Origin of the sequence: Cetobacterium sp. 2A, assembly GCF_014250685.1 — a bacterium.
Taxonomy (GTDB): Bacteria; Fusobacteriota; Fusobacteriia; order Fusobacteriales; family Fusobacteriaceae; genus Cetobacterium.
Genome location: NZ_JACFAJ010000010.1, coordinates 14,990 through 27,563, shown reverse-complemented (window position 1 = coordinate 27,563; position 12,574 = coordinate 14,990). Strand labels below are relative to the sequence as shown.

Annotated in this window: 9 protein-coding genes; 4 read left to right on the top strand and 5 right to left on the bottom strand. The window is 28.1% G+C overall.

Annotation, left to right across the window (positions count from 1 at the left end; genetic code table 11):
* Positions 1-201 precede the first annotated feature (201 nt).
* Entirely contained in the window at positions 202-3,828 is a 3,627-nt protein-coding gene (locus H3N56_RS13550) for an autotransporter outer membrane beta-barrel domain-containing protein (RefSeq protein WP_185881238.1), read from the bottom strand.
* 417 nt (positions 3,829-4,245) lie between these two features.
* Here H3N56_RS13550 and H3N56_RS10970 point away from each other — a divergent pair, with 417 nt between their 5' ends.
* The 3 genes from H3N56_RS10970 to H3N56_RS10960 all read left to right on the top strand — a co-directional run bounded on the left by H3N56_RS10970 (position 4,246) and on the right by H3N56_RS10960 (position 6,001).
* Positions 4,246-4,389, top strand: a complete 144-nt coding sequence (locus H3N56_RS10970) for an AbrB/MazE/SpoVT family DNA-binding domain-containing protein (RefSeq protein ID WP_185881237.1) — start codon at positions 4,246-4,248, stop codon at positions 4,387-4,389.
* A gap of 201 nt (positions 4,390-4,590) precedes the next feature.
* Entirely contained in the window at positions 4,591-5,706 is a 1,116-nt protein-coding gene (locus tag H3N56_RS10965) for a hypothetical protein (protein WP_185881236.1), read from the top strand.
* Positions 5,707-5,716: 10 nt separating this feature from the next.
* Positions 5,717-6,001 carry a hypothetical protein gene (locus H3N56_RS10960; protein ID WP_185881235.1) on the top strand — a complete coding sequence of 95 codons (285 nt, stop codon included), beginning with the start codon at positions 5,717-5,719 and terminating at the stop codon, positions 5,999-6,001.
* Positions 6,002-6,137: 136 nt separating this feature from the next.
* Here H3N56_RS10960 and H3N56_RS10955 read toward each other — a convergent pair whose 3' ends face one another.
* The gene (locus H3N56_RS10955; RefSeq protein ID WP_185881234.1) at positions 6,138-7,163 is read right to left on the bottom strand and encodes a hypothetical protein; all 1,026 of its coding nucleotides are present in this window, start codon (positions 7,161-7,163) and stop codon (positions 6,138-6,140) included.
* A gap of 735 nt (positions 7,164-7,898) precedes the next feature.
* On the opposite strand from H3N56_RS10955, the gene H3N56_RS13545 reads away from it, so the two are divergent.
* Positions 7,899-8,030 carry a helix-turn-helix transcriptional regulator gene (locus H3N56_RS13545; protein ID WP_185881233.1) on the top strand — a complete coding sequence of 44 codons (132 nt, stop codon included), beginning with the start codon at positions 7,899-7,901 and terminating at the stop codon, positions 8,028-8,030.
* A gap of 119 nt (positions 8,031-8,149) precedes the next feature.
* On the opposite strand, the gene H3N56_RS10945 is transcribed toward H3N56_RS13545, so the two are convergent.
* The 3 genes from H3N56_RS10945 to H3N56_RS13540 all read right to left on the bottom strand — a co-directional run bounded on the left by H3N56_RS10945 (position 8,150) and on the right by H3N56_RS13540 (position 12,516).
* Positions 8,150-8,500, bottom strand: a complete 351-nt coding sequence (locus H3N56_RS10945; RefSeq protein WP_185881232.1) for a hypothetical protein — start codon at positions 8,498-8,500, stop codon at positions 8,150-8,152.
* A 9-nt stretch (positions 8,501-8,509) separates the two neighbouring features.
* Complete coding sequence (locus tag H3N56_RS10940) at positions 8,510-8,671, bottom strand: DUF898 family protein (RefSeq protein ID WP_185881231.1); 162 nt, start codon at positions 8,669-8,671, stop codon at positions 8,510-8,512.
* Between the two features lie 68 nt (positions 8,672-8,739).
* Positions 8,740-12,516: an autotransporter domain-containing protein gene (locus tag H3N56_RS13540; RefSeq protein ID WP_185881230.1), complete on the bottom strand. Its 3,777-nt coding sequence runs from the start codon at positions 12,514-12,516 to the stop codon at positions 8,740-8,742.
* Positions 12,517-12,574 lie beyond the last annotated feature (58 nt).

The following is a 12,574-nucleotide window of genomic DNA, read 5'->3' as shown; positions in this document are numbered from 1 at the left end:
CCCACTTCAAGAACTGAAAGTTCTAAGTGGTTGGGTAGTTCACATCCAAATTTAGAATTTGTAAAAAGAATATCTGAAGGATTAGGACAAGAGTTATGTATTTTATTTGTTCCAAAACAAAATACATAATAGATAGCTTAATGAATGAAAAAAGAGGACTAATAATCCTCTTTTTTCATTTACTATTCTTTAAAATAACCTCTAAAATTTATATCCCAATCCTATTGTTGCACTTGCGTTTCTGTTATAATCTTTTGCAAATTCCATACTTACACCTGCTGTATATATCATTCCACTTGTTTGTTCTAATTCTAAGTTATATGCTACTTTTCCTGATGTTCTTGGTAGTTCTATTCCTTGAATATCAAATTTGTTTCCATCTTTTGAATTTCCTAGAACGTATCCATTTAATTCTTTAGATTTATCTCCGATAGTATTTATTATCCCAAATGAGAATATATTTTTTAATTTCCCTTGTTGTAAATACACGTTTTTGATTAAGTCAATTCCTAATTCTAAATCTGCTGTATTACTATTTGCTTTATCTACCGCTATTGATAATTGTCCTGGAGTATATCCTTCATTTACACTGTCTTGCTCGATGTAGTAGTAACTTAATCTAGCTTTTGGCTCTAGTGTCCAGTTATCATTTCCTTCGATTGAGTATTTTACTTCAGCAAAAGCATTTAGTGAGTTGATATCATATTTATCGCTTGTCTTAAACGAGTCATACATATTTGATACAGATCTATCCGCGTCAGCTGCTGTGTATTGGTATCCTAATCCTGCCATTAATTTAAAGTTATTAATATCTGTTTTTGCAAACGTTCCCAAGTATAATGAGTTTCCTTTTATTTTACTTGATCCCTTGAAGTTAATATCTTGATTATTTCCTCCGATTACTCCACCTATTGAAGTTTTATCTGATAGTCCATATTCAAATGTAGCTAATCCTCCAGAAGTACTAGTCGTAGTTTTGTAGTTTCTATGACCTGTATCAAATCCGTAGTAATTTTTTCCTGAAGAAGCATTATCATTCTTAACACCAGTATAGATTCCTTTTCCTTGAATTATCCATTCATTTTCTTTTGGTTTGATTGTTAGATAAGACATGTTGTCTTCAAATAACTTTAAACTATCTCTAGAAGACTTTAAAGTATATGCATAAGGATTATTAGCGTAAATTTGGTCAAGTATCGTTAATAACCCTCCTAGAGATTCTTCGTATGTTTTATCTTCTAAAAGAGTAGTGTTAGCTAAAGCGCCTATTTCTCCAGCAGTTACTGTAGACTGATATACTTTATTTAGTTTTTCATAAAGTAATGAATCTATTACTGTTGGTGGATCCACTGGCGGATCAATTGGTGGATCTATAGGAGGAATTGGTTTTGATGGTTCTAGTGGTATAAATTCTTTTATAGTTATGTTTACATCTTTACCATCATCTGATAACTTACCATCTAACACTAGTGAGTTAGTTTTTATATGATCTGTATCCTTCCACCAAGAGTCGTTTGTTCCAGAAGTTATTGTTGTTCCACCCATTGAAACAGTAGTATTAGCTCCTATTCCATTTAAACCTATTACTAGATTTCCTCCAGTACTAGATAGTGTACCATTATTCCCGTACAAGGCATGTCCTGTTACTTTTCCATCTAAAGTTATTGTAGGATCCACTCTTAATATTAAGTTACCACTTTCTAAATTAATCTCATCAGCACCAGTTACTTTTGCTACTTCAAATAAAGTTATATCCCCATTTGTACTTATATTTTCAAAATTATTAATTTCGTGGAATATGTTTAGATTAGAAGCTACTTTAGAGGTAGTTTTTTCACCTAAATTTAAAATATCAAGATCATTTCCACCATCTAAATTACCATTTATTTGAACTGTATTAGCAATTGTTAAAGTATCATCTCCGTTACCTAAATCAACGTTACCATTTATTATAGAGTTACCTAAAATGCTCGCAACATTGTCATTATCGCTTCCTTTAATAACTGCAACATCATTTTTTAATCCACCGCCATTAAAAATAGTATTGGTTGCTGTTAATTGAGAAAGATCATCTAAATATACTGCTGTATTAAATCCATTAACTATACTATCTGATACATGTGTTCCACCTTGTACAATTAAGGCTCCTTTAGATATTCCAGCACCATTTATGATATTATTGCTGTAGACATTTCCGTTAGATATAATATAGCTATCTTTAGCTATATTGGCTGTATCGGTTGCATGTCCATTTTCATCGTATCTTTGGCCATTGATTATTATTTTTCCATCTAGCGAAGTTCCTTCATTCCCGTTTATAATATTATTTATTTCACCACTTCCATTTGAAGATAACAGAATTTCGATTCCTTTTTTGTTAAATATAGTTGGTGAATAGGAAGTAGTTTTTTCCCCATATAAAATTCCTTCATTTTGTAATATTTCAACTAATCTGATATTGATAGCATTTTTATTTCCACCAATTATTCCAGTATTCACGATTTCTTGTATTTTTCCATAAGTATTACTATCACCAAAACTTATCCCATTTCCCGAGGAATAATAATTTCCTTTTTCGCTTTCTTTTATTCCCTTAACTATTCCACTATTTTCTATTTTTAAAATATTATATTTTGATGAATCTGTATTAGGATCAGTTCCTAAATTTATTCCATTTCCACCCCCATAAATAAATGGTTTATCTCCTTCTGCTTTTAATTTCCCCACAATAATTCCTTTATTGTTAATATTGTTTATTGTAGATGATACTCTTAGGTTATTTCCATAAACATCGACTCCAAGACTTATTCCATTTCCTGATCTATGAGAAAAAGTGTAAGCTCCAGCTCCTTTGACTTCTGCAGCTCCTTTTATTATTCCTTTATTAAATATATTACCTACACTATTTAATCCAGTGCTATCTTTCCCTAAGTTTTGAGTTTTTCCACCATTATAAGAAGATGTTATTGATATTCCATTTCCACTATCATCTAAAACTGCACTAGCAGAGGCATGTCCAATTGAAATAATTGCGTTTCCTTCAGCAACTGCACTTCCTTTTATCACACCCTCATTATTTATATTTCCTATATTACTATTTACATGAAGTGTCCGATTTGAACTATACATAGAGCTAAGAGAGACAATTCCGTTCCCATTTCCTAAAGAATGTCCAAATCCCTTGCCACTATCAATTCCAGTTACTTGACTTTTCCCCACAATTAACCCTTTGTTATTTATATTCCCTATAGTAGATAATAGATTTTTAATATTATCTCCATTAACTTTTTTATCATATGAATCATTTACTGAAATAGCTCCAATTCCATTACCATTTCCCGTTGTGCTTCCTGTTCCATATCCACTAAGTGAATTTTTGTATTCTTTTGTATTTTCACCCATTATGCTTGCATTTCCTTTAATTAATCCTTTATTATTTACTTCTTTAATAGAAGCAGTCAGATTTTGTGCCATTTTACTATAAACATAGGTGATTATTCCGTTACCATTTGCATAAAAATAGTTATCGTTTTCTTGTTTTGTAATTACCTCTCCTTTTATTATTCCACCGTTAGTGATAGAGTCTATTATTTTGTTTAAGTTTGGCTTTTCACTTATTTCTAGTTCTGAAATACCACTTCCTGTAGCTTGGCCTAAAATAGGTTTTGATGTGGAATCTATTATTTTTTCATTTGAAATTAGTCCTTCATTTTGAAGAGGGACTATTGCATACCCAATGTTTGCAGTCATTAAAAATAAAACTAATATACTTTGAGTTATCGTTATGTATTTCTTTAAACAGCCTTTAATTATTTTTTCATTTTTCACAAATACCACCCCTTTGAAACATATCAATTCTATTAACTCTAAATAAAAAACCAACGATTTTAGCCGTCAATGCTAAAATCGTTGGTTTTTTATTGTATCTCACTTTAATTATTTAAGCAACTTTAATTTATTAATATAGTTATAAAAATATCGGGGTTGATAAATATGAATTATATTTTATTAATTGTCTTTTTTTAGTTTTATGTTTGATAGTAAATGTAATAAGCCCCTTTGTTAGAAATATTTTAAAATTAAAATCTAATCAACCACTAGAGAATAATTTTGGTGGATTTTTAGTCAAATTTTTTCACAAAAAAATAGAGAAATACACTTCCCTCTAAATTTGTAAGAATTGATAAATCCTTGTTATTAAATTAATTATACTAAAATATATCAAAAAGTCAGTAGGTGGTTAATATGGATGAAAGAAAAGCTAAAATTTTATGGTCAAAAAGTGGTGGAAGCGATACAATAAGAGTTACTCTTCCTGTATCTTGGATTCGTAAGATGGGATTGTCCAAAGAAGAAATGGAGCTTGATATTTTTTTGATGAAGAAATAGGGGCTATAACAATTAAGAAAACTGAATAAAAAAAGAGGACTAATAATCCTCTTTTTTCATTATATATATATTTGGTTGTAAATATTTTTACAAAGACCTTAAAAACGATTTTATGATTCCAAAATTATGAGTTAAAATTTATATTGCCGATTCTATATTTTTTTAGATAAAATATAGAAAAACAAACTTAGGAGTCTCGGTATGAAAAATAAGACTATTGAAATTTATAATTATGAAGATGAGACCGCAAAAACACAAATAACAATCAATTCACTTTTTAAAAATGATACAATTTCATTTGAACAAATAGACATAGAAGATATTAAGATATTTTTAAAGCATGGAATTTTTGCTATAAAGGGATATATTCGACATGCGGACGATATAAACGGTGAAAATATATTAAAATTAAATAAATGGTGCAGAACGAATGGGGATAAAATAGAATGGTTAAAAAGAATTAATATAAAAATTGTCAGAAGTGGCCATGTTATTAGAGAATATGTATTTAACGGATTTGTAGCTGATTATATAGAGTTTTTTAATAAGGGAAAACATATGTTCTATGTAGTTATAAGACAATATAAATTACAACCTTTAGATGGCAGAGGAGAAACAGGAGCCGATAGTTTAAGTTCTTATGTTGGAAATATTGAAATTAAAGATGTATCTAACGAATTAATTATTTTACCTATGGACTGGAGTAAAACTCTAATGAGTACCAGTAACTTAGCGGCAACAATTGGAATTAGTCAAACTATAAAACATAATCCTTTATCAGTATCGTTTATATTGATAGCACATACGACAGGTATGATAACTGAGTTTGTAGCAGATATTTATTTTGTAGCTAAAGGCACCCCAGATAAGATGGGAAGTTTTAACATGACCAGAGATTGGTTTTATAAGCCTTTAGGAAATCTTCTAAAGACTACAATAGAAAATACTATTCAAGATGTAAAAATTAGCGAGACCTTAGGAGAAGATATATATAATATTGGAAACCTTGCGTTTTCTGCTTTTGATTTAGGTGGAAAAGTTATAAACGGATATAAAGCGTTAAAAAATATAAAAGGAGAAGGAATTTTATTTACGATTAAAATTAAAAATGTAAAAGTTAGTCGTTTTGGTAGAGAGTTGCAACCAACAAAATATATAGGATTAACACCATTGAAATCAACAGTGCAATTTACTAAAGATATGGGGCTTGATATATATGCAACAAAAGAGGGATTCAAATCTGAATTAGAAAAAAGAGAAAAAATCTATCCTACAATAAATAATATAATAATGCCGAAAAATACAGATATAAAGTAAGGGGGATTTAATGAAAATTGATTTTAAAAAAATATTTTATAAATATTTTTTATTAGCTTTTATTTTAGAAATTATAACACTTTTGTATAATTATAACAGTCTTACAAAATTTAACTTAGCATATATAGTACTTTATTTCTTTTTTGTATTGGGTGTATTTGTATTTTGGGCTTTACTAGATTATTTTCAACATGTTACAGGTATATTGATGGCTGAAACATGGGTAAGTAGAATAATTTTTATTATAGTAGCTTTAGGGTTATTTTATATTTACAGAATTAACGGAAGAATATAAATAATAATTGTAATTTTTCATAAAATAAAAAGGCTCCTCAATTTTATTTTGAGGAACCTTTTATGTTTTTAAGGTTTAAAAACACATATCCCACTATGGTTAGATTAAAACGATGTTTCTATTATCCATAATTTATTTATTGAAAGATATTTAGACATTTTTCATATAATTTTTCAGATTTTAATTTGTCCAATGATATTTTAGTATTAGCAAAATAAAAATCTTGATCTAATAATTTTTTTAATTCTTTTGGATTAATATATTTTATTATTTTTCCATCATCATTACATCCATGTATAAAATTTTTTAATTTAATATATTTTTCTTCTTCTCCGTTGGTAACTTGATTTATAATTTGATTTGTACCAATCCCTGCTCCTATTATTCCACATCCATTATGATATAAAAAAATATATCCATTTTTCATATTATCTGTAATTGTATTAGCTCTATCCCCATAAGCTGAGGCCTTATGATTTTTAATCATATCTTTATAGGCATCTTTGTCATATTTTAAATTGGTATTAATCCAAGCATTTTGAGAATCTTCAGGTGCAAAGTTGTCTGTGGTTATTTCAAATAAAAATTGGTTATCAATTTTATAAAATCTATAAAAATATTCTTCAATTTCTATACCTTGTCTTTTCCAATATTCAACAGCTGAAGATATAGATTTTTCAGAAGAGTTAGAAATAATAATCATCTTTTGTCTTCTATTAAATTTATTTTTTGATATTCCATCTGGAAATTTATCTTTAAATTTTTGATAAAATTCATCAGTTGTTTTATTAGACTTTTGATAATGTTCATGTATTTCTTTATATCCCCACTTTGAAAAAATTGCAGCGTAATCCATTATTTGTAATAACTTACTTCTGTCATATTGACCGTTGACTTTTAACTCAAAAATTACTAAATCTCCGTCTTCGTTTATTGCAAATATATCAGCTTCCTTTTGGTATCTTCTTTCTCTACCAAAAACTAAATAGTCTTGAAATATACTTTCTCCTATCATTGAAGAGAGTATTTCCTCTAGATGTTTTTCATTTGCTTGATTATTGTGACTCAATCCAATTACTTCTCCAAATCTTTTTATATCCATAAAATTTAGTGTTTCAAATTCTAGCTTTTTTTTTTGATTTAATTTAACTTCAAATATCATTTTTTCTCCCTTTATATTTTGATTGAAATATTTTATCATTTCATCTATTTAACGTTTTATTTATTTTTAAAACGCTAAATTTATTTATATAGATCTTTAAATTCTCTTAACTCAAGTTTTAGATTGCATTTTTCTAATTTTGAATCTATAAATTTTAGTATTTTTATTAAAAATTCTTTTAGTAAATTTTTCCCCCACAACTTTCTTTCTAGATATCTAGTTCACATATATATTATACACAGATGGTGAAGAATTTTTCAAAAGATATTATTTTATTTGGTTATATGTTATATATGATATTTTTTTTATGTAAAAAAGTGATTTTGTGTTTCAAGTTGATTTTTATATAAAAGACAACGGAAAAATTCCAGTTAAAGATTTTTTGACAGATCTGGATGTTAAAATGAGAGCTAAATCATTAAAAGCAATTTAATACAAACATTTGGAAGAACCTCATGTTAAGTATATGAAAGATGGAGTATAGTAAAAAAAATCCAAATTAATATTTCTAGAATCTTTTATTTTTTACAAAAGAAAATATAATGTTAACAAATAGATTTGTAAAAAACTCAAAGAACTCCAAAAAGTGAACTGGAAAAGGCAACAAAATATAAAGAAGATTGTATTGGGAGGTTTTTAAATGAAATTTAATGATTTTTTTAATGAACAATACAAAATCCAGAAATAAAGATAGAGTATGGTAAATTAACCCCTGAGTATGAGATAATTTCAGCTATGATTAAAGCTAGAACAGAAAAGAGGCTAACACAAATTGAGTTGGCTAAAAATATAGAATCTGACCGGTCACGAATAAGTGGAGTGGAAAAAGGAACTTTAAATCTAAGTTTAGAATTTTTAAAAAAATAACTGAAGGATTAGAACAAGAGTTACATAGTTCATTTGTTCCAAAACAAAATATATAAGAGATAATATAGTAATAAAAAAGAGGATTAATTAATCCTCTTTTTTATTACTATATTATCTTTCTATCTTCTATATGATTTTGAAAACAAAACTTTATCCTCTCCAATCATTGGATCATATTTTATTATAATGTAGATATCATTTATTTCTGGGGCTATTTCTTCTGATACTTTAAGTAATTTTGAAGTAATATCATCAAAATTTACTTTAGGTTCTTTCATTCCTTCAAACTCAACTTCTATATTTATTTGGTTAGTAGATGCATCAACATCATAATCAATTTTGTAATTAGATAGTTGGATTATTTTTCTAGTTACTAATTCATTTTCAATTCTATCCTCAAGAATATCATTACTTCCTTTAGCTAACAAAAGTGATGATGCCATTAACATTAATATTATTATTTTTTTCATTTTTCTCTCCTATAGTTCTTCAATAGTTGTTTTATTAATCATAAATTTTATTAGTGAAAATATAAAAAATGGTGAAGCTAAACCAAATGTTATTATAATTAGTAGTGTCCATCCTAATATAAATAATAGACTATCTCCAAAAGTTACATCACATCTTAATCTTTTAATCATACTCAAACCTCCTTTTACATTATTATAGATTTGTTACCTAATATTATAAATGATTTTTATAATATTAATTAGTTTTCATTAGAAAATATTACTTCCACTCTTCTATTTTCTGATCTTTCTTTTTTAGTTGAATTTGAATTTAAAGGTTTAGTTTCTCCTTCCCCTTTAATGTCATACTGGATATTTTCTAGCTTCATATTAGATTTAAGCTTTGTTGCTACTACTTTAGCTCTTTTTTCTGAAAGTTTTTGGTTATAATCTTTAGAACCTATATTATCTGTATGTCCTACTATTTTTATTTGTCCTTTTACAGACTCTTTACTTAAATTTTCTGATATTTTTTTTAATTCTTCTCTTTGATTTACTTTTAAATTTGAACTATCAAAATCAAAAGTTACATTAGAATCAATTTTTATTATATTAATTTTCTCTATTTTTGTCTTTTGAGTTTGGCTAGGAATTAAGTCTGATATTGAATTAAATTTATATCCTAATCCTATTGTTGCACTTGCGTTTCTGTTATAATCTTTTGCAAATTCCATACTTACACCTGCTGTATATATCATTCCACTTGTTTGTTCTAATTCTAAGTTATATGCTACTTTTCCTGATGTTCTTGGTAGTTCTACTCCTTGAATATCAAATTTGTTTCCATCTTTTGAATTTCCTAGAACGTATCCATTTAATTCTTTAGATTTGTCTCCGATAGTATTTATTATCCCAAATGAGAATATATTTTTTAATTTACCTTGTTGTAAATACACATTTTTGATTAAGTCAATTACTAATTCTAAATCTGCTGTATTACTATTTGCTTTATCTACCGCTATTGATAATTGTCCTGGAGTATATCCTTCATTTACATTGTCTTGCTCGATGTAGTAGTAACTTAATCTAGCCTTTGGTTCTAGTGTCCAGTTATCATTTCCTTCGATTGAGTATTTTACTTCAGCAAAAGCATTTAGTGAGTTGATATCATATTTATCGCTTGTCTTAAACGAGTCATACATATTTGATACAGATCTATCCGCGTCAGCTGCTGTATATTGGTATCCTAATCCTGCCATTAATTTAAAGTTATTAATATCTGTTTTTGCAAACGTTCCCAAATATAATGAGTTTCCTTTTATTTTACTTGATCCCTTGAAGTTAATATCTTGATTATTTCCTCCGATTACTCCACCTATTGAAGTTTTATCTGATAGTCCATATTCAAATGTAGCTAATCCTCCAGAAGTACTAGTCGTAGTTTTGTAGTTTCTATGACCTGTATCAAATCCGTAGTAATTTTTTCCTGAAGAAGCATTATCATTCTTAACGCCAGTATAGATTCCTTTTCCTTGAATTATCCACTCATTTTCTTTTGGTTTGATTGTTAGATAAGACATATTGTCTTCAAATAGCTTTAAACTATCTCTAGAAGACTTTAAAGTATACGCATAAGGATTATTAGCGTAAATTTGGTCAAGTATCGTTAATAACCCTCCTAGAGATTCTTCGTATGTTTTATCTTCTAAAAGAGTAGTGTTAGCTAAAGCGCCTATTTCTCCAGCAGTTACTGTAGACTGATATACTTTATTTAGTTTTTCATAAAGTAACGAATCTATTACTGTTGGTGGTTCTACTGGTGGATTAACCGGTGGATCCACTGGCGGATCAATTGGTGGATCTATAGGAGGAATTGGTTTTGGTGGTTCTAGTGGTATAAACTCTTTTATAGTTATGTTTACATCTTTACCATCATCTGATAACTTACCATCTAACACTAGTGAGTTAGTTTTTATATGATCTGTATCCTTCCACCAAGAGTCATTTGTTCCAGAAGTTATTGTTGTTCCACCCATTGAAACAGTAGTATTAGCTCCTATTCCATTTAAACCTATTACTAGATTTCCTCCAGTACTAGATAGTGTACCATTATTTCCGTATAAGGCATGTCCTGTTACTTTTCCATCTAAAGTTATTGTAGGATCCACTCTTAATATTAAGTTACCACTTTCTAAATTAATCTCATCAGCACCAGTTACTTTTGCTACTTCAAATAAAGTTATATCCCCATTTGTACTTATATTTTCAAAATTATTAATTTCATGGAATATGTTTAGATTAGAAGCTACTTTAGAGGTAGTTTTTTCACCTAAATTTAAAATATCAGTTCCTACTCCACCATCTAAATTACCATTGATAAAAGTATCATTAGATATTGATAGTGCATCGTTTCCTACTCCCATTGAAATATTTCCATTTATTACGGAAGTTCCATTAATATTAATAGTTTTATCCCCATTAAATCCTGAAATAACTTTATTATTTCCTTTTAATCCTCCACCATTTAAAATAGTGTTGGTTAAAGTTATAGTGCTATTTGCATCCACAGAAAGAGCAGCTGATGCTCCATTTAAAACACTATCAGTGATAACTACATCATTTCCAGAGTTTATATGTAATGATCCATGACTAATTCCAGCACCGTTGAATATATAATTGTTATACTCATTTTTATCAGCGATTGTATAACTATCTACTGATAAATTATCTACATCTGTTTCATTTCCTAAATTATCATATTTCTGCCCATTAACTATAGTTTTAATAATTCCATTTACATTTTGCATCCCACCAATTCCATTTGTTATTGATGCTATTGTTCTGTTCTCATCGTTATTTAGTTTAATATAGACACCGTAATTATTTTCTATAGTTGGTGATATAGCCATTAAATCTTTTTGAGTTTGTGTTGAATCATTTTTTATTGTTTCTAGTCCATCTCCAAAAATTTCTCTTCCTGATAAAATTCCATAATTATTAACCGTACCAGTTATTGAGTTTGCAGCTATTGCACTTTCTGATCCCTTTATAACTCCGCTATTTGTTATATTGTTTGATATATCTCCTTTAAATGAGATACCATTTCCTGAAAAATCTACTTTTGAATAATCGGTACCTTTTTCTGTTCCATTTCTCCCATCAAATTTTCCTGCTACTAAATTAGAGTATCCTGAGATAGTCCCATGATTGATAATTTCACCATTTCCAACAATACCATTTCCACTTCTTCTTGCATATGCTTGTGCCACAGCTTGTGACCCATAACTTAATGCATTTCCACCAACAAGAAAAATCTTTCCACTAATAATTCCATCATTAATAATATTTCCATTACCATAAATTCCGTTTGCACTTTCTTCCGGTGCTACAGCTGCAGCTGTAGCACCGGAACCACCCTTACTTATGGCATTTCCACCATTAATATTTCCATTTCCTATTATTTTACCTTTATTTATTTTTTCAACACTATTTCTTACTCCATTTAATGAATTTGTAGCCCAACCAGAAGCATAAACTTCTGAAGAATCAACATCTCCGGCATTTAAAGTCCCATTACTACTAATAAATCCTTCATTATTAATTGTAGCATCACCATAAATACTATTTCCAACTGTATTTATTTTCGCATCTGCAATTTTAGAGCTATACTTTCCTTTATCTAATATTGTTTCTGTAGAAATTATTCCACTATTAATTATTTTAGAATTTAATATTCCCGCTTTAATTTGAATTGTATTACTTTTATTACTTTGAGTTGTAGTATTATATTTGGCATCTCCAAGATATTGAGTATTTATACTTCCTAAATTACTTACAGTAACATTATCTTTAGTTACAGTTATGTTCTGATCTTGATTTTGATTATTATTAAAGTTTACAATTTCTCTATTTTCATAATTATTTACTATATCTAGAGAATACGTGATTCCACCAGTCATTAGAAATAATACTAAGATACCTTGAGTTATCGTTATGTATTTCTTTAAACAACCTTTAATTATTTTTTCATTTTTCACAAATGCCACCCCTTTGAAACATGCTGATTTTATTACTTTTAAATAAAAAACCAACGAT

Bases quoted from the DNA above. Each gene is read 5' to 3' on its own strand.
- H3N56_RS10970 (WP_185881237.1), top strand. From the start codon at position 4,246: ATGGATGAAAGAAAAGCTAAAATTTTATGGTCAAAAAGTGGTGGAAGC.
- H3N56_RS10965 (WP_185881236.1), top strand. From the start codon at position 4,591: ATGAAAAATAAGACTATTGAAATTTATAATTATGAAGATGAGACCGCA.
- H3N56_RS10960 (WP_185881235.1), top strand. From the start codon at position 5,717: ATGAAAATTGATTTTAAAAAAATATTTTATAAATATTTTTTATTAGCT.
- H3N56_RS10955 (WP_185881234.1), bottom strand. From the start codon at position 7,163: ATGATATTTGAAGTTAAATTAAATCAAAAAAAAAAGCTAGAATTTGAA.
- H3N56_RS13545 (WP_185881233.1), top strand. From the start codon at position 7,899: ATGATTAAAGCTAGAACAGAAAAGAGGCTAACACAAATTGAGTTGGCT.
- H3N56_RS10945 (WP_185881232.1), bottom strand. From the start codon at position 8,500: ATGAAAAAAATAATAATATTAATGTTAATGGCATCATCACTTTTGTTA.
- H3N56_RS10940 (WP_185881231.1), bottom strand. From the start codon at position 8,671: ATGATTAAAAGATTAAGATGTGATGTAACTTTTGGAGATAGTCTATTA.